Origin of the sequence: Neorhizobium sp. S3-V5DH (genome assembly GCF_004343065.1) — a bacterium.
Taxonomy (GTDB): Bacteria; Pseudomonadota; Alphaproteobacteria; order Rhizobiales; family Rhizobiaceae; genus Neorhizobium; species Neorhizobium huautlense.
In genome coordinates, this window is sequence record NZ_SMCL01000016.1 from 49,689 (window position 1) to 65,888 (window position 16,200).

General features: G+C 61.0%; 20 protein-coding genes. 17 read left to right on the forward strand and 3 right to left on the reverse strand.

Annotated elements, in window-relative coordinates; all coding sequences use genetic code 11:
• The first annotated feature begins 5 nt into the window (after positions 1–5).
• The 15 genes from EDE09_RS19875 (at position 6) to EDE09_RS19950 (ending at position 9,921) form a co-directional block, all read left to right on the forward strand.
• Positions 6–980 carry a recombinase RecT gene (locus EDE09_RS19875; protein ID WP_132412559.1) on the forward strand — a complete coding sequence of 325 codons (975 nt, stop codon included), beginning with the start codon at positions 6–8 and terminating at the stop codon, positions 978–980.
• A 2-nt stretch (positions 981–982) separates the two neighbouring features.
• Entirely contained in the window at positions 983–1,414 is a 432-nt protein-coding gene (locus tag EDE09_RS19880) for a hypothetical protein (RefSeq protein WP_132412561.1), read from the forward strand.
• A complete protein-coding gene (locus EDE09_RS19885; protein WP_132412563.1) occupies positions 1,411–1,845 on the forward strand; it encodes a hypothetical protein in 435 nt (144 codons plus the stop codon). The genes EDE09_RS19880 and EDE09_RS19885 overlap by 4 nt, the downstream gene beginning before the upstream one ends.
• A complete protein-coding gene (locus EDE09_RS19890; protein WP_132412565.1) occupies positions 1,842–2,174 on the forward strand; it encodes a hypothetical protein in 333 nt (110 codons plus the stop codon). Before EDE09_RS19885 ends, EDE09_RS19890 begins: the two co-directional genes overlap by 4 nt.
• Positions 2,171–2,560, forward strand: coding sequence for a hypothetical protein (locus tag EDE09_RS19895; RefSeq protein WP_132412567.1), 390 nt, complete (start codon positions 2,171–2,173; stop codon positions 2,558–2,560). Before EDE09_RS19890 ends, EDE09_RS19895 begins: the two co-directional genes overlap by 4 nt.
• Positions 2,557–2,829, forward strand: a complete 273-nt coding sequence (locus EDE09_RS19900; protein ID WP_132412569.1) for a hypothetical protein — start codon at positions 2,557–2,559, stop codon at positions 2,827–2,829. The genes EDE09_RS19895 and EDE09_RS19900 overlap by 4 nt, the downstream gene beginning before the upstream one ends.
• Positions 2,826–3,440: a hypothetical protein gene (locus EDE09_RS19905; RefSeq protein ID WP_132412571.1), complete on the forward strand. Its 615-nt coding sequence runs from the start codon at positions 2,826–2,828 to the stop codon at positions 3,438–3,440. The genes EDE09_RS19900 and EDE09_RS19905 overlap by 4 nt, the downstream gene beginning before the upstream one ends.
• Entirely contained in the window at positions 3,437–3,847 is a 411-nt protein-coding gene (locus tag EDE09_RS19910; RefSeq protein ID WP_132412573.1) for a hypothetical protein, read from the forward strand. Before EDE09_RS19905 ends, EDE09_RS19910 begins: the two co-directional genes overlap by 4 nt.
• Positions 3,844–4,362, forward strand: a complete 519-nt coding sequence (locus EDE09_RS19915) for a hypothetical protein (protein ID WP_132412575.1) — start codon at positions 3,844–3,846, stop codon at positions 4,360–4,362. Before EDE09_RS19910 ends, EDE09_RS19915 begins: the two co-directional genes overlap by 4 nt.
• Positions 4,359–4,610: a hypothetical protein gene (locus EDE09_RS19920; protein WP_132412577.1), complete on the forward strand. Its 252-nt coding sequence runs from the start codon at positions 4,359–4,361 to the stop codon at positions 4,608–4,610. The genes EDE09_RS19915 and EDE09_RS19920 overlap by 4 nt, the downstream gene beginning before the upstream one ends.
• Positions 4,607–5,020: a hypothetical protein gene (locus EDE09_RS19925; RefSeq protein ID WP_132412579.1), complete on the forward strand. Its 414-nt coding sequence runs from the start codon at positions 4,607–4,609 to the stop codon at positions 5,018–5,020. The genes EDE09_RS19920 and EDE09_RS19925 overlap by 4 nt, the downstream gene beginning before the upstream one ends.
• Positions 5,021–5,043: 23 nt before the next feature.
• Positions 5,044–6,306 carry a hypothetical protein gene (locus tag EDE09_RS19930; protein WP_132412581.1) on the forward strand — a complete coding sequence of 421 codons (1,263 nt, stop codon included), beginning with the start codon at positions 5,044–5,046 and terminating at the stop codon, positions 6,304–6,306.
• Between the two features lie 428 nt (positions 6,307–6,734).
• Positions 6,735–7,739, forward strand: a complete 1,005-nt coding sequence (locus EDE09_RS19940; RefSeq protein ID WP_132412585.1) for a site-specific integrase — start codon at positions 6,735–6,737, stop codon at positions 7,737–7,739.
• 468 nt (positions 7,740–8,207) lie between these two features.
• Entirely contained in the window at positions 8,208–9,092 is an 885-nt protein-coding gene (locus tag EDE09_RS19945) for a metal-dependent hydrolase (protein ID WP_105374160.1), read from the forward strand.
• Positions 9,093–9,102: 10 nt separating this feature from the next.
• Entirely contained in the window at positions 9,103–9,921 is an 819-nt protein-coding gene (locus EDE09_RS19950) for a class I SAM-dependent methyltransferase (protein WP_157949099.1), read from the forward strand.
• Between the two features lie 241 nt (positions 9,922–10,162).
• Here EDE09_RS19950 and EDE09_RS19955 read toward each other — a convergent pair whose 3' ends face one another.
• A complete protein-coding gene (locus tag EDE09_RS19955; RefSeq protein ID WP_105374162.1) occupies positions 10,163–10,336 on the reverse strand; it encodes a DUF1328 domain-containing protein in 174 nt (57 codons plus the stop codon).
• A 197-nt stretch (positions 10,337–10,533) separates the two neighbouring features.
• On the opposite strand from EDE09_RS19955, the gene EDE09_RS19960 reads away from it, so the two are divergent.
• Positions 10,534–12,606, forward strand: a complete 2,073-nt coding sequence (locus EDE09_RS19960; RefSeq protein ID WP_105374163.1) for an ATP-dependent helicase — start codon at positions 10,534–10,536, stop codon at positions 12,604–12,606.
• Between the two features lie 36 nt (positions 12,607–12,642).
• Complete coding sequence (locus EDE09_RS19965; RefSeq protein WP_105374164.1) at positions 12,643–13,524, forward strand: DMT family transporter; 882 nt, start codon at positions 12,643–12,645, stop codon at positions 13,522–13,524.
• A 42-nt stretch (positions 13,525–13,566) separates the two neighbouring features.
• On the opposite strand, the gene EDE09_RS19970 is transcribed toward EDE09_RS19965, so the two are convergent.
• Positions 13,567–14,283, reverse strand: a complete 717-nt coding sequence (locus EDE09_RS19970; RefSeq protein WP_105374165.1) for a DUF1003 domain-containing protein — start codon at positions 14,281–14,283, stop codon at positions 13,567–13,569.
• A 1-nt stretch (position 14,284) separates the two neighbouring features.
• Entirely contained in the window at positions 14,285–16,081 is a 1,797-nt protein-coding gene (locus tag EDE09_RS19975) for an ABC transporter ATP-binding protein/permease (protein WP_105374166.1), read from the reverse strand.
• Between the last annotated feature and the right edge of the window lie 119 nt (positions 16,082–16,200).

Here is a 16,200-nt window from a genome sequence, read left to right on the forward strand (position 1 = left end):
CCATCATGAACGCTTACGTTCCAGCACTTGCAGGTGGCGGCAATGTTATCGCCATAGTCCCGCAGACTTTCGAAGAGACAATGCGGGTATCCCGCGCCGTCGTTGCCTCTGGCCTCGCGCCGGCGGCACTCGTCGGTAAGCTGACCGGCGACGACGCCGCGGCTGCCGTGGCGGTCGCCATCATGTCCGGCGCCGAGCTTGGCCTCAAGCCGATGGTCAGCCTTCGGAGCTTCACCGTGATCAACGGCAAGCCCGCGCTTTACGGAGACGGCCTTATCAATGTCGTCCGCATGTCCGGCAGGGTCGCGTACCTTCGTACCGGCTGCGACGAGGTCGGCGGCAAGCTTGTAGGCTACTGCGAAGCCAAGCGCAGCGACACCGGGGAAGAGAAGCGCGTCGAGTTCAGTCAGGATGACGCAACTCGCGCGCGCCTCTGGGACGAGCGCGCTGTCGTAAAGAAGCAGGTATGGGAAAATGGTCAGAAGGTCTGGCGCGACAACGTGCCAAACGATGCACCTTGGTACCGCTTCCCGAAGCGCATGCTGGCCTGGCGAGCGGCTGGCTACTGCCTCCGCGAACTCTTCGGCGACGTGCTTGGCGGTATCCGTGACGAGTTCGAGGCACGCGAGATCGCCGACATTGAGGAGATGCGCGACGTCACGCCGGCAGCAGAGACGGTGAAGGCTGCATCGAAGCCTCCGGTTCCTCCAAAGCCACCGGCTCCGCCATCCGCCAAAACCGTTGACGTTGGACCCGAGCAAGAAGCCTCCGAAGCATCGGAGTTCATCCTCGGCGACTTCCTGAACGAAATCGAGACTGCGCTCGACAGTGCTCCTGACGAAGCCAGCGTCGAAGAGATCTGGAACGACTTCGACGCCCCGGCCGTGCTCGAGACGGAGGGCCATGCCGACATGATCGAAGCCGCCTATGCGATCAAGAGCCGCCGCCTCGCGAAGCTTAATCCGCTGAATGGGGGCTGATCATGCGGAAGAAGGAGAAGCCCCCACTCATCCAGACGATCATGACGCCGCGCGGACTGCGCGCTCATACCCAGGACGACGCCGAGAAATTGGCGTCGATCCCGGAAGGGACGATCTTTGAGATCGCGCCCGTCACCAAGCGGTCGGACAAGCAGCTCCGCACCTACTGGAAAGCCTTGGGGCTTGTCGTGAAGGTCACGCAAAAATGGGGCAGCGCCGAGAACCTACACCGCGATATCAAGATGACCTTCGGCTATCGCGAGCAGGTCGTGAACCTTCGCACTGGCGAGATCACCCTCGTTCCGGACAGCATCGCGCTCGACAAGATGAGCCACGAAGAATTCTGCGAATTCATGAACCAGGCCATGGCGCTGATCGCCGACACCGTCGGCTTTGATCCGCTGGCCTTTCTGGCGGAGGAAAGAGCAGCATGAACAACCCCAGCGTCAACCGATACCTCAAAGACAAGGCGTTCGACCATATTGACCACGCGCTCGGTCGGCCGGTCGATCCTATGCGCGAATCCTACCGCAACTATTTCGCCACCGATGTGAACAGCGATGACGCCAAGGCCTTCGGTGCGTCAGAGAACTGGGAACTCGACGGGCTCGTCCGGGGCATGGCCTATTTCTCAGTTACCGACGCGGGCCGGATAGCGCTCAAGAAGCATCTGGAAGAACAGGCGGTCCATATGGGCAAGCCATGGCGATCCTATATCGTCGAGTTCAACGGCTACAGGGAAAGCATCCCGGCCAGGTCCAGAGCCCAGGCGAGATACCTGCTCTACCTCAATATCTCCGACATCTACCCGAGCCTCAAATTCGGTGAGTTCGTCAGGCGCGCGAGCGTGAGGGTTGCGGCATGACCGAAGCACCTTCCCACACCCCCGGCCCGTGGACCGTAGACGGCGCGCCAGATAACCAGATCGTATGGAGCGGGCCAGACAACCGCGTCTGTTTCCTCGCGCACAGCAACGGTCGTGATGAAGACCGTGACATTTCGAATGGTCGCCTGATCGCCGCCGCGCCAGAGCTCTTGCTGGCGCTGGAAGAACTGCTTCACGCCTATTCAGAGCCTGATCGTAGACTTTGCTGCGATGGGCGGGACTGCGGCTGCATGGGTTCGACAGTTCACCAGCAGGCCGAACATTACGCTCGATCCGCCATCGCCAAGGCGAAAGGCGGCGCGGCATGACCGAAGCTCCCGACCACCTCATCAAGAAGGGCTCGTATTTCTACCGCCCGAACAAGCAGGGTTACACCAGCTTCAAGTTCGACGCCGGCCGCTACACAAAGGCGGACGCCGAGGCAGAAGCTTCAGTCGAGCCTTGGCACATGAAGGCCATCCATCAGGATGACGTGCCGGAAGACACCTCGCCCGATCGGCACTTCGCCGGTTTGCAAGCCAAGATCGACAAGGCCGGCAGAGCAATCAAGTATCTGCTCGACCGGTCCCAACGGGACGACAAGCTCTATTACCATGTTGGCTTCGGCACCGAATCTTTCCGCCTCCTGACCGATGCTCACGCCGCCCTGACAGGCGAGGACGTGAAGACTATCGAGGCGAGGTACAGCCGATGATCAATTGGCAAGCCACCGCCTCCCACGTCATCGGCGAAGTTGACCGCAACCTTCCGGCTGACGCTGATCTAGCCGCTCGGAAGAAAGCGTTGCGCGCCGCTCGCCCATGGGAGTTTGCCTCGACGAGTTGGGGCCGGAAGGTCTGGGCTAAGCACTCCCGCAAGTATCTCGAAAAGCACGGCCTGCCGCCGCTGAAGCCAAAGTCCATCGAAAACCACCTCTCACCGCTTGAGCGCATGATCGCCAAGGCAAAGGGAGCGCAAGTATGAGCATCCAGCCCCTCCTGGAACAATCTTGGCAGACATTGCTCGACAAGGGCGACCGCACCAGCCCTTCTGAATATCCGGAGATGTGCCTCATCACCCGAGAGGAGTTGCAGAATTTCCTCGTCGATGCGTCCTTGAAGTGGAAGGAGGGCAGGAGCCACGGAATTTACATTGAGGAATCCCGTGAGCTGGATAGCGGCTCCGTCATGGGCTTCTTTGCTCGCGGCCACTACGATGCTTACAAGTTCGCGGAAGCCTGCAACGAATATACCGGCGCCGATCCTTATTATGATCGCCGATACGTTCGGGCGGAGGACTGCCGGCAGGAATGGTGGCGCACCGTTCCCGTCGGCGGAGAACCTGGCGTCATCTCATATCACAACGCCGAACCGCGTTCGCGTGGAGCCTTCGCTGTCACCGTCACCCATGTCGTCGAGGATCGCGAGCGCAAGCAAACTCAGCGCTGGATCGACGAGCACAACAAGGGACGCGCTGCGGGCTTTGCCGATGGCCTGAATTGGGCGCTGCGCCAGCTTGACAGGATCAACGCCGAGGCAGGCACCGAGCTTTTGCGCCAGTACCGGGAGCAGGACAAGAAAGGCGGCGCGAAATGAGCAACCGTCAGCAACGCCTCGCCGCCCGCGCGATCGAGCGCAAGGGCCTGAAAGGTGACTGGGGCCCATGGCGGGTCACCGACTTGCCCGATGGCATTCCCGGCGGCTCCGGATGGTGCAAGCAGGTGCGGAGCGCCAAGGCGAATAACCTTTACGTCGTCCTGATCCGGCCGTTCTATGACATGGACGGTCATCTGACCCACCATTGCGCAATCCGCACCGCCTCGAACCTTGAGCCACCGTGGCGCGATCTTCAGCGCATCAAGAATGAACTGTTCGGATCTGAGGCAACGGCCGTCCAGGTGATGCCTCCGGCGTCCGAACTCATCGACGCCGCCGACTTGTACCACATTTGGGTCTTGCCGGAGCGGCTTCCTTTCACGCTTGGGAAAAGGAAGGCAGCATGACGCACTACGCAACCTGCTTCAACTGTGCCGTCGACAAGGCCTCGTGCCAGCGGCGTATTGCCCTTCAGAAGGCATTGGCCGGCAGCGCCGTCACGAGCCTGAAATTCAAATGCCGGGAGCGTCAGGCCTTTTTCGCACCCGGGCAGCGAGTGGCTTTCGATTGGAAGTCATTTGAATCCGACGAATACGACACATCCGTTCTGCACCTGACTTTCACCGGAACCGTGATCCGCGAGAGAGGCACTAAGTTCGTTATCCAAGTGGATAGCGGCAAGGATATCGAGGAAGAGATCGAGGCATCCGAAGTCTTCAGGAAAAACGATGCCCTGCTGATAAAGGTCCGTCCAGAGGATATGCGCCCTCTCAACGAGCCCGCCAAATCTGTCTGCCTGACCTGCTATCAGGTCGAGGGACAGGAAGATCGCTGCTACCGATCTGCCGGGCAGGTCTGGGTTCCGAATGGGTGCATCAAGGCCGAAGAACCCGCTCCGAAGCAAGAGGAGGATGCGTTTTGACCCGCACGACCTCAGTCTCCAGCCATACCCGCCGCCTTCCCGAAAAGGCACCCGATCCATTTGCCCCGGTCTTGGAAGCGAAGCGCGCTGCCTACGCTCGAAAATGGGGCGTCGAACTCATCGGCGCGAACGACGACCGGCTTGCCGCACCCGTAGCCGATCCAGTTACTGGTCCCGGTCGCGTCTCTCTCGAATCCCTCAAGCAGCAATTGAAGGACATCGCCAAGATGATCGGGTGGCAGGGATGAGCCGCCGCGAGTTCACGAAGTCTGTCTATGCGGCGATCGTCAAGCGCGCGATGCAGTCGAACGGCGAGATCGCCTGCGAAGGCTGCGGTCTTATCCTTGGCCGCAAGCCCTATCACGTCGACCACACCGTTCCTGACGCCCTCCAGGTCGACAAGAGCCGCAAGCTCACTGTCGACGACGGCAAGCTGCTCGGCGTCGAGTGCTGCCACAAACCAAAGACAGTCGAGGATCAAGGCGCCATCGCCAAAGCGAAGCGCAATGAGGCCAACCATCTCGGTTTCAAAACCATTCCGGCGAAAAAGCTTCGCGGCGCCGGATTCCCCAAGTCCGAAAAGGCAGCCAAGCGCGAGCCGAAGGCCTTCCTCCCTCCATTGCCACCGCGCCAACTCTATCGCGAGGAACAGCCATGACTACCGCTATTGTGACGGATGAGATGATCGAAGCCGGATGGAAAGAGGCCCAGGTAAAAGACATCAGGGATGATCGCTCCCACAAGCAGAGATTTATAGACGGCCTCTCCGCCGCCCTCACCCCACATGGAGAAGAGGCAGCAGCGATGGCGCCCGAGTCTCATAGCAAGGCGAGCGAGATCATTGCGGCTATCCGCCACCAGCTGGAAATCAACGTCCAAATTGCTGAACAGAACAGCCCCGAGGGTCCGATCGTAGACGGCAAGCGCGTGAAGGGGCTTACCCACTCACAGGATATTCTTGCTCAGCACATCCGCGACCATCTGAGCGAACTAGAATTGGTCATCGCCACCCTCGCACCGCAGCAGCATGTGGAGGGTCTGCCGCTTGCCAGCGACATAGAAAAGCTCGGCGGATGGACGCTCTCTCATGATTTCGTAGACCAGTTGGCACGAAAGGCAGAGGAGGAGACGACCTACCCCTGTCCGATGGAGGTTGCCGAGCATATCGCCCTCACAGTCGCCGGTATTCTTCGTTCCAGCCCACCGCCCCAACATCATGTGCGGGGTATCGATCAAGCTACGATCGACCGCGTTGCCGCCGCGATCGACAGCGCCGAACTAGGCTACAGCATGAGGCAGGTCCGCCTTGTCGACGGCATCAACACTTACACCCTGACCATCGACGGGATGCCGACCGAGGAGTTCACCGACAACGACGGCGGCGGCGCCACGGATCAGGTGTATGCGCGTATTCGCGAGGTTAAGCAGCGGAAGCAGGCAGAGGCGGTCATTGCTGCCCTGACGGGATCAGCACCCCAGCATCATGAGCGGTGCCGGGACTGCGACGGGTACAACTGCGACGACGGCTGTGCTTTCCCTGACCCAGCACCTGAGAAACATTTGCGGGGTGACAGCGTCTTCCCATCCAAAGAAGAAATCCACCATCTCGCCAAGCTCGCCCTTGAGGAGATGCAGAGGGAAGCAACAACCGACCCGGCCGCGTGGATCGCTTCCTACGAGCGCGTCATCATAGCGTATCGGCGATTGTCTCTCTCGAAACAGCAGGCCAGTGATAGCGAAGCATGGGAACGAGCGAACGAAGCCGTAAAAGCTGCGAATGCGCTTCAAGTCGAGGTGGACCGCCTTCGCAAGGTGCTGGCTGATATGCTCCCGCCTGACTTGCCGTGGAGGCGGGATGCAGACGGCGTCCTAATCCATCACAAGGTCGCCGCGATCAACGCGGCTCGCGCCGCCCTCGCATCGGAGGGCCAGAACGATGGCTAAGCTGACGCCAACGCAGCGAGAAGTCCTAGGTCATTGCCAGGACTGGTCAGCGGCATTCGAGGTTGCGGAACGGCGCGTAGACGACGGCGCCAGAACCGATTGGAAGCGCACACAAGACGTTCTTATGGCGCTCCATAAACGCGGCCTCGTAGAATACGGTGAGGTCAACGCCACGTATCGGATCACTGATGCTGGTCGCGCAGCTCTCTCCCCATCACCCTCGACGCGGGAGGTGGCGTCTCACCCTGTGGATAAGTCGAATAACGGGGAGAACCTACAATGCAAGCTTTGACACCCGCGATGTTGGCGGAGCGTTGGCTTTGCTCTGAAAGACACATCAGAAACATGATCACCTCAGGTGAATTGCCGTCTTTCCGGCTCGGCGGGAAACTGCTTAGAATACGACTGGAAGACGTGGAGAAATTCGAATGCCAGACTGGCGCCTCACAAGGCTTAACGGAGAATTCTGCGTCACATGGGACGACGCCGACGGAATCCGCCGACGTTATCGACTTGGAACAACAGACAAGGCAGAGGCGGCCCGCCTCGCCACGTCTCGATACGCGGAACTCACTCGCCCGCGCGGGACAACGGTAGCAGATCTATGGGAGGGCTATAAGCTCGACATGGAAGGCCGCGCCGTTGTCGGCACCATGGAGCATACTTGGAAAGCGCTGCAGAAGCGCTTCGGCGCGATGGAGGCAGAGACAATATCGGTCGCTGACTGCCGCGCTCACACCGAGGAACGGCGCGCCGTTCGTACCAAGCAGTGCCCTGAGGGTGTGCAAGACGGCACGATCCATACAGAGCTTGGCCATCTGCGAATGGTCCTGCTCTGGGCGGAGAAGAACAAACTCATCACGAAAGCGCCGCACATCGAGCGCCCGTCAAAGCCGGAGCCGAAGGACGCCCATCTTACACGCGAGGAAGTCCGCTCCCTCATCGAAGCTGCGAAAGCTCCGCATGTTGCCTTGGCGATTCGGTTGATGATCGGGACCGGCGCCAGGAATGAAGCCGCGCTGCAGCTTACCTGGGACCGAGTTGACTTCGAGCGCCGCATGATCCGGCTACGAAACCCCTTTGACAAGGCTAAGCGCAAAGGTCGTGCAACGATCCCGATCAACGACACCCTCTTCGAGGCGCTTGAGGCCGCGCACCGGCTCAGCGTCACGAACTATGTCGTTGAATGGGCCGGAGAACCGATCAAATCCATAAAGAAGGGCCTCAAGGCTGCCGGCACGGCGATCGGCCGTCCGGATGTTTCTCCGCATATGCTCCGACACTCCGCGGCGGTCTGGATGGCCGAGGACGGGCACAACATGGAGGAGATCAGTCAGTACCTTGGCCACAATGACGTGAAAGTGACGACCCGGATCTATGCGCGATTCTCACCGACACATCTGCGGAAGCTTGCGGACAGCCTGAACATCTAGGTGCACATAGTGCTCCTTAGGTTCGGAAAACCTGAAACTTGGAACGGAAACGGAACTTGCTGCCGGAAACGCCGTTAGGTTCGCTACACATAGTGCTCTTTTGCCGGATTTGCCGGGTGTTCAGCTAGGAGAGCAATGTTGACATCGTAGGGGTCACAAGTTCGATCCTTGTCACGCCCACCATCCCTCTTTCCTGGTTTCTCAGGCGTTTGCGCGGTTGACGACATAACCCGCTTTTTCACCTTCTCACGACTTTGATCCGGCTGGCCGAACCCGCTGCTTGGGCGGCGCTTTTGCGTCTTGGCCTTTCGGCCGGCGCAATCCCGACGCAATTTCGGTATTGGGTCGGCAACGGACAACGATGATCTTGCCCTGCCGCTTGCCGATCTGCAATAACGCGGGGGACAGTGGTTGCAGTCCGGCGGGTCGCGGTGCACCGGCGTCCGGTTTCGAACAAACAGGTGGATAATGGCAGGATCGAGCAGCTTTAGTGAGCATGCGGCGGGAGACGAAGCAGACATCATCCCACGCGACATCCGCTTCGGAATTTTGGAAAACGCCACGCGGCACTGGTATGACGGCGACATCATCAAGACGGTGATGGCGGACGGTCTTTCCATCTTCCTGCCGGAAGGCGAGCGCTATTTCATCCGCTCCCTGAAGCACTACGCGTCGAAGCTCACGGATCGGGAGCTGGCGGCGGAAATCAACGGCTATGCGGTGCAGGAAGCTTTCCATACCCGCGAACACGAAGACTATAACAAGGCCATGGCGTCGCTCGGCTATGACGTCGAGGAAATGGAAAAGCCGGTCCGTTTTGCGCTCGGGGTCGCCAAGAACCCGCTGCACCGGCTGGCCGTTACCTGCGCCATCGAACACCTGACCGCAACCTTGTCGACGGTGACCCTGCGCCGCCCGGACCTTCTGGAAACGGCAGCGCCAGCCTACCGTCGCCTGTGGATGTGGCATGCTCTGGAGGAGCTCGAGCACAAGGCGGTGGCGCTCGATGTCTTGAAGGCGGTGACGCCAGATCTGCCCGGCTGGAAACGCTACCTGCTGCGGGTCTCGGCGATGAATGCCACGGTCATTCCATTCCTGCTGATCTTTCTGCGAAATACGCGGCTTTATGCCCGCACCGACGGCGTCAAGACCGGCATCCGCTTCTGGCTGCGCTTCATCTGGGTCGTGTTCTTCGCCCCCGGCTTCTGGCGGCGCTGCATGCCCCTGGTGTTGAAATATTACCTGCCGGGTTTCGATCCGAAGAACAGCGACGATGCCGAACTGGTGCGCAAGGGGCGGGCCTGGCTTTATCAGGATATGCCGCCGGCAGCCGCTGCCGCGCCGGCTCAGTAGGACCGAGACCATGGCAAGAAACATGTTCTCCAATGTCCTGAACGCGGTCGAGCGCGGCGCCTTTCCGCGAACCCAGAAATGGGCATGGCGCGGCGTTTACAACATCTTGTCCCGGTTCTGGCGGGACGACGACTGGCGTTTCATGAACTACGGCTTCATGCCCGAAGGCGCCGCCTTTCCGCTGAAAGCGGAAGACGAGCCCGAACGGGCCTTTATCGGCCTCTATCATCAGGCGGTCGAAGGATTGCCGCTGGCAGGCGCGCGGGTTCTCGAAATCGGTTCGGGGCGTGGCGGCGGATCGCGTTATATCGCGCGCTACCATGCGCCGGCGAGCGTCGTCGGCCTCGACTACTCGCCGGAGACGGTGCGCCTTGCGCGGCGGCTGAACGCCGACACGGCTTCGCTTTCCTTTGAAGTCGGCGATGCGGAGCGACTGCCTTTTGCCGACGGCTCGTTTGACGTGGTCGTCAACATCGAATCCTCCCATTGCTACGCAAACGTCCCCGCCTTTGCCAGCGAAGCGGCCCGCGTGCTTGCGCCGGGCGGCTGGTTCACCTTTGCCGACATGCGGCCAAAGGGCAAACTTTCCGAACTCGACCGTCAGCTCTCCGTACCGGGGCTTGAGCTGGTGGCGGAGCGCAGCCTTTCCGTAGGCGTCGTTGCGGCGCTTGACGCGGCGGAAGCGAGAAAACGCGAACGCATCGGCCGTGCCCGGCTGATGCGGCGCTTCATGACCGAATTTTCAGGAGCGCAAGGCTCGATCCTCTATAAGGGACTTTCCGGAGGCGGCGTTGTCTACGTGGCCCGCCGCTACCGCAAGACGGCGTGACCGGCTGCAAATTGTTGCGGGCAACCGTACCGAATCACCCGGAACCAGCCTCGCCGATCGCCGCTGGATATGCGAAATGTCAGTTCATCCGCGTCAGCTGGCGCGGATTTTCCCCAACTGCCCTGCCCGTATCTCGGCGGGGCTTTTTCTTTTCCGGCGTCCACAGATACGAAACGCGGAGAGGGCCGCGATGGGCACCTCCCCGCGTCCGCCGAGGGATCGGGATGTCGCGTCGGAAGGCCTAGGTCAATGCGGCGCCGGCCATCAGCGCCAGCACGAGGAAGACCAGGAAGATGACGAGCGCGATGAAGAACAGGATCTTGGCGATGCTCGCGGTTGCGGCCGAAATGCCGGAAAAGCCGAGAAAGCCCGTGATCAGCGAGATGACCAGAAAAATAAGTGCCCACTTCAGCATGGAGTTATTCCTTCGCGTTGATGGGCGGATAACGTGAAAAAAGGTTCCAAGGTTCCAATCCGGCGTAAACCTCTGCAGTTGCCTGAAAAGCGGGAGGCAGGAAGACGGAAAGGAAGGCGAAGCCAAGCGAATCAGCTAGAGCTAATTCGAACACATCGGGAACGGGCTCAATCAGGAACGGCCCAATCAGGAACGGAATGTCGGTCGCCTATCTGGAAAAACTCAACGATGCGCAGCGCCGGGCGGTGGAGCATGGCTCGGACGTGCCGAATGGCGGACCAGCGGGCCCGCTTCTGGTGATTGCCGGCGCGGGCTCTGGCAAGACCAATACGCTTGCCCATCGCGTCGCGCACCTGATCGTCTCCGGCGCCGACCCGCGCCGCATCCTCCTGATGACCTTTTCCCGCCGCGCGGCCTCTGAAATGGCCCGGCGCGTCGAGCGTATCTGCTCGCAGGTGCTGGGCGCCAAGTCGGGGATCATGACCGATGCTCTCGCCTGGGCAGGCACCTTCCACGGCATCGGTGCCCGGCTGCTTCGCCTGCATGCGGGTGAGATAGGCCTGGATCCGGATTTCACCATCCACGACCGGGAAGACTCCGCCGACCTGATGAACCTTGTCCGCCACGAGCTCGGCTTCTCGAAGACCGAAAACCGCTTTCCGACGAAAGGCACCTGCCTCGCCATCTATTCCCGCGCCGTCAATTCCGAAACGCCGCTGGACGAGGTGCTGAAGCTTCACTTCCCCTGGTGCTCCGCCTGGGAAAAGCAGCTCCGCGAACTGTTCGCGACCTATGTGGAGGCCAAGCAGGCCCAGAACGTCCTCGATTACGACGATCTCCTGCTCTACTGGGCGCAGATGATCAGCGAGGCTGCAATCGCCGAGGATATCGGCAGCCGCTTCGACCACGTTCTGGTCGACGAATACCAGGACACCAACCGCCTGCAGTCCTCGGTCCTCATGGCGATGAAGCCCGGCGGGCGAGGTTTGACGGTCGTCGGTGACGATGCCCAGTCGATCTACTCCTTCCGCTCCGCGACGATCCGCAACATCCTCGATTTCCCGGCCTCCTTCGATCCGCCGGCCAATATCGTAACCCTCGACCGTAACTACCGGTCCACGAATACGATCCTCGCCGCCGCCAACGGCGTCATCGACCTCGCCCGCGAGCGGTTTACCAAGAACCTCTGGACCGACCGACAGTCCGCGGAGCGCCCGCGCTTGGTCGCCGTCAAGGACGAGACCGAGCAGGCGAACTACATCGTCGAAAAGATCCTCGAAAACCGCGAAACCGGGATGACGCTCAAACAGCAGGCCGTGCTTTTCCGCGCCTCGCACCATTCCGGTCCGCTGGAAGTGGAGCTCACCCGCCGCAACATCCCTTTCGTGAAGTTCGGCGGCCTGAAGTTTCTGGACAGCGCACATGTGAAGGACATGCTGGCTGCGCTGCGCTTTGCCCAGAACCCGCGCGACCGGGTCGCCGGCTTCCGGCTGATGCAGCTCATCCCCGGCATCGGCCCGCAGACGGCAGGAAAAATCCTCGACGCCATCGCTGCCGATCCCGAACCGCTCGCCGCATTGCAGGAAATCCCCACCCCGCCGCGTTCCGGCGAGGACTGGCCGGCCTTCGTCGACATGCTGGCGGCACTGCGCAAAAGCGGCGCCGGCTGGCCTGCCGAGATCGGCCTTGCCCGCCAATGGTACGAGCCTCATCTCGCCCGTATCCACGAAGATGCCGAGACGCGGAAAGCCGACCTCCTGCAGCTCGAACAGATTGCGTCCGGCTATAATTCCCGCGAACGTTTCCTCACCGAACTGACGCTCGATCCGCCCGATGCCACGAGCGCCGAGGCTGGGACGCCGCTGCTTGACGAGGATTACCTGATCCTCTCCACTATCCATTCCGCCAAGGGCCAGGAATGGCGGTCGGTGTTCCTTCTGAACTGCGTCGACGGCTGCATCCCGTCCGATCTCGGCGTCGGCTCGACCGCCGAGATCGAGGAGGAACGCCGCCTGCTCTATGTCGCGATGACCCGGGCGAAGGACCACCTGCACCTCATCACCCCGCAGCGCTTCTTTGTGCACGGCCAGGCGTCGCAGGGCGACAAGCATGTCTACGCCGCTCGCACCCGCTTCATCCCGGCAACGCTGCTGCAATTCTTCGAAACCGCCGCCTGGCCGGTCGTCGCACCCATGTCCGACGCCGAACGCCAGGCCCGCCATCAGGTGCGTATCGACGTGACTGCCCGCATGCGGGGCATGTGGCGCTAGGCTTTCGCCTCCGTCCTGCGTCCAGAGGAGACATCAGTGAACAATAGTCCGTCGAACATGAAGGCTGCGGCCTGGATGATGGCTTCGATCGCCCTGCTTCTGCTGATGGCCGTCTCGGGGCGTGCGATAACGCGTGAACTCGATGTCTTCCAGGTCATGGAGATGCGTTCCGTGATCGCGTTTTTCATGCTGCTGCCGTTCGTCTTTCGCGAAGGCGGCATACGGGCGATGCGCACGTCGATCCTGCCGAGCCATATCGGCCGCAACGTCGCCCACTATATCGGCCAGTTCGCGTGGCTGATGGGCCTCACCCTGATTCCGATGGCGCAGGTCATCGCCATCGAGTTCACTGCGCCGATCTGGGCAGCCCTGATGGCCGCGGCCTTTCTCGGCGAGCGGTTGACATGGCGCAAGGGCGTGGCGATCCTGTTCGGCGTCGTGGGCGTCGTGCTGATCGTCCGGCCGGGAGCAGCCCCACTCAACCCCGGTCACCTGGTCGTACTTGGAGCCGCCTTCGTCTTCGCCATATCCTTCATCATGACCAAGCTCCTGACGCGCACGGACAGTGCGACGAAGATCATCTTCTGGATGCTCATAATCCAGTCGGTGGTCGGGCTCGTACCGGCGCTCCGGGTCTGGGTCTGGCCATCCGCAGAAATGTGGCCGTGGATCCTCGTCATCGCGTTTTCAGGCACATTTGCCCACTATTGCATGGCCAAGGCTCTCTCCCACGGCGACGCGATGACGGTCATGCCGATGGACTATCTGCGGGTTCCGCTGTCGGCGCTGCTCGGATATCTGCTCTATGCCGAGGCTGTCGATGGCCTGACGGCGCTGGGCGCTGCCTTGATTCTTGCCGGTAACCTTTTCAACCTGCGCAGGCCGAACGCCAACCGCATCCAGTGCACGCCGACCTGATGATTTTGCGCCGCCTTCCGCGGGCCGGCATCATCAAAAGAGCTACCCCCTCTGGGTATCGCCCCGCTCCAGAAGGTCGATCTGGATCTGCTGCAATTCGGCCAGCCTCTCCCACTGATGGGCCATCTGATGGTCGATCTTTTCGTGCAGCTGGCGGATTTCGAGTTCGGCGCGCAGGTTGATCATATAGTCGTTTTCGGCGCGCCGCCTGTCCTTCTCCTCCTGCCGCCGCTGGCTCATCATGATGACAGGCGCCTGCAGGGCTGCAAGACAGGACAGGACAAGGTTCAGCAGGATGAAGGGATATGGATCGAAAGGCTCGGCAAAAAGGCCGGAGACGTTGAGCGCCATCCAGGAAAAAAGCACGCCCATGAAGAACAGGATGAAGGTCCAGGAGCCGCCGAACGAAGCAACCCGGTCGGCTGTCCGCTCTCCCAATGTGGGTTTGCGCTCCAGCACATTGGCAGCGCTGCTCTGCACTGTGGAAACACCCTTCTCGAAACTGTCGAGCACCTGTCTGTCGAGTTCGGAAAGCTCTCCGCGCTCCTCCGCGAGCAGCTTTTCCACATAGCGGCGGCGATAATGGGCGAGATCTTCGTCGCAGATCAGGCTTTCGGTCCCGCAATCGGCGACTTCGGCGGCAATCATCTCGTGCAGGCCCGGCCTGAGCTGACCGATCTTGCGAAGCTTCGGCAACGGAAAGGCTCGGCCGCAGACAACACACTGCGCCGTCCTGTTGGTTCCCGGATGGCGGCTCATGTCATGCCTCTTCCTTGGCTTCAGCTGCCTTCTGGGAACCCTTGCCGTTTTGCTGCAATGGCGACAGATGGAAAATCGTCGGCGAGAACTTTTCAAGATAGTCCTCGGCGCGGCCGATATAGACCAGGGTCGAAGTGTCGAGGCCGGCAAGCACGTCGAGCATACGCTCCCGCGTTTCCGGCTCCAGGCCTTCCAGCACGTCGTCCATGATCACCCATTCGGGTTTGCGCAGCACGGCATTGGCAATCGAAAGAAGCGCCTCCTCATCCTTGTCGAGAACCCTGTCCCATCGCTCCACATCGTTCAGGCGATCCACGAGCCGGTGCAGCCCGACTTTTTCCAGCGCCTCGGCCAGCGCTTTGTCGCTGCCATCCGGCAGGCCGGTGGGATAGGTCATCGCCTCTTTGAGGGTCGCTGTCGGCAGGTAGCCTTCCTGAGGCAGGAAGACCATGCCATCCCTGGGCGGCAGGCCGATCTCGCCCCGCCCCCACGGCCAGATGCCGGCGAGCGCCTGGAAGAAGAGATGCCGGTCGGCGCCCGGATCGCCGTTGATCATCACCCGCCCGCTCGGCCTGATCACGCATTCGCCTTCCCTGAGACGGATGCCGTGCCCCGCCTCGCCGCGGTCGGGGTCGCCATAGACCATTACGCCGCACAGGCGGATGCCCTGCGCATCGGATTGTTCGCGATAGGTGAGCAGTTCACCTTCCACAGCCGGCGTGTCCATCGCAAGCAACGCGTTGCGGAAGGAGGAGACGCGTGCCAGCGTGGCTTTCCAATCGGCGATGACCCCGAAATTGTTGACATACCACCTGAGCGCCAGATTGACCTGGTTGAACGCGCCGACGGCCATCATCAAGCCGCCGAAGGAAAGCCCGCCGGAGAAATACATCGGCGAGGCGATGATGATCGGAGCGACCAGCGCCAGCCAGCCGAAGCCTGCGGAAACCCAGGTCAGGTTGGTAAGCGCCCAGGCGACTTGGCGAAGCATTTCGAGCACGTTGTCGATCGCCAGGTGGACCCGGCGCAGCTCGCTCGTTTCGCCGCGGGCAAGCGTGATCGGCTTCATGTTCTCGTTGGTGCGCATCAGCACCGCGCGCAGGTCCGCCTCGCGGGCGTAACGGTCCGCGTTGAGCCGCGGCAGCCGTTGTCCCACGATATTGCTGAGCATCGAGCCGATCACCGCATAGAGGACCGTTGCCCAGACCATATAGCCCGGGATCGAGATGCTTCTGTCGCCGAAATGGAAAACGAAGTCGGACGAGATGGCCCAGAGCACGCCGATGAAGCTTGCCAGAAGAATCGTGGAATTGACGAGCCCGATCGCCAGGTTCGTGGTGTTCTCCGCCAGGATTCGGGTATCCTCGTGCAGCCGCTGGTCGGGATTGGCGGCGATCGCGCCGGCGCTCGTGAGCTTCAGCGCCCGCCCCGGCACGAGCCAGACATTCGCCAGATCTCGCGCCAACCCTTCCCGCATCCGCATCGCCGTGATCTGGTTGAGCCATGCCTGGATGACGTTGAGAAGCGTCAATGTGAAGGCGAGTACCGCGAACACGACGAGCTGGTTCAGAAATTCCGGCATGTCGCGCCGTTCGAGCGAATCGTAAAAAGGCCCGTTCCATACGTTGAGGCGGTATTGGGCATAGGTCGTGGAGAAGATGACGATCAAAAGCGCCGCCGTCAGGACAAGCACCCGATTGCGGACCGGCGCTGCCCAAAAGGCGCCAATCATCATTCGAAGCTGTCCGCTCAGCGGCAACTCATAGGTCTGAGGCCTTGCCTCCGGAATTTCAGCCATTCTCCGTATCTCGCCCTCGAACGCCTTTCACTCAGAACCCTCCGTCCGCTTCATTATACTGCACCTACCCCTACCACCACCCTAATGACTTTTGTTTGCAAAATCCTCCAATAGGTGAT

What these genes read in the sequence shown, in the direction of transcription:
- EDE09_RS19875 (WP_132412559.1), top strand. Translation starts at nt 6, where the DNA reads ATGAACGCTTACGTTCCAGCACTTGCAGGTGGCGGCAATGTTATCGCC.
- EDE09_RS19880 (WP_132412561.1), top strand. Translation starts at nt 983, where the DNA reads ATGCGGAAGAAGGAGAAGCCCCCACTCATCCAGACGATCATGACGCCG.
- EDE09_RS19885 (WP_132412563.1), top strand. Translation starts at nt 1,411, where the DNA reads ATGAACAACCCCAGCGTCAACCGATACCTCAAAGACAAGGCGTTCGAC.
- EDE09_RS19890 (WP_132412565.1), top strand. Translation starts at nt 1,842, where the DNA reads ATGACCGAAGCACCTTCCCACACCCCCGGCCCGTGGACCGTAGACGGC.
- EDE09_RS19895 (WP_132412567.1), top strand. Translation starts at nt 2,171, where the DNA reads ATGACCGAAGCTCCCGACCACCTCATCAAGAAGGGCTCGTATTTCTAC.
- EDE09_RS19900 (WP_132412569.1), top strand. Translation starts at nt 2,557, where the DNA reads ATGATCAATTGGCAAGCCACCGCCTCCCACGTCATCGGCGAAGTTGAC.
- EDE09_RS19905 (WP_132412571.1), top strand. Translation starts at nt 2,826, where the DNA reads ATGAGCATCCAGCCCCTCCTGGAACAATCTTGGCAGACATTGCTCGAC.
- EDE09_RS19910 (WP_132412573.1), top strand. Translation starts at nt 3,437, where the DNA reads ATGAGCAACCGTCAGCAACGCCTCGCCGCCCGCGCGATCGAGCGCAAG.
- EDE09_RS19915 (WP_132412575.1), top strand. Translation starts at nt 3,844, where the DNA reads ATGACGCACTACGCAACCTGCTTCAACTGTGCCGTCGACAAGGCCTCG.
- EDE09_RS19925 (WP_132412579.1), top strand. Translation starts at nt 4,607, where the DNA reads ATGAGCCGCCGCGAGTTCACGAAGTCTGTCTATGCGGCGATCGTCAAG.
- EDE09_RS19930 (WP_132412581.1), top strand. Translation starts at nt 5,044, where the DNA reads ATGATCGAAGCCGGATGGAAAGAGGCCCAGGTAAAAGACATCAGGGAT.
- EDE09_RS19940 (WP_132412585.1), top strand. Translation starts at nt 6,735, where the DNA reads ATGCCAGACTGGCGCCTCACAAGGCTTAACGGAGAATTCTGCGTCACA.
- EDE09_RS19945 (WP_105374160.1), top strand. Translation starts at nt 8,208, where the DNA reads ATGGCAGGATCGAGCAGCTTTAGTGAGCATGCGGCGGGAGACGAAGCA.
- EDE09_RS19950 (WP_157949099.1), top strand. Translation starts at nt 9,103, where the DNA reads ATGGCAAGAAACATGTTCTCCAATGTCCTGAACGCGGTCGAGCGCGGC.
- EDE09_RS19955 (WP_105374162.1), bottom strand. Translation starts at nt 10,336, where the DNA reads ATGCTGAAGTGGGCACTTATTTTTCTGGTCATCTCGCTGATCACGGGC.
- EDE09_RS19960 (WP_105374163.1), top strand. Translation starts at nt 10,534, where the DNA reads ATGTCGGTCGCCTATCTGGAAAAACTCAACGATGCGCAGCGCCGGGCG.
- EDE09_RS19970 (WP_105374165.1), bottom strand. Translation starts at nt 14,283, where the DNA reads ATGAGCCGCCATCCGGGAACCAACAGGACGGCGCAGTGTGTTGTCTGC.
- EDE09_RS19975 (WP_105374166.1), bottom strand. Translation starts at nt 16,081, where the DNA reads ATGGCTGAAATTCCGGAGGCAAGGCCTCAGACCTATGAGTTGCCGCTG.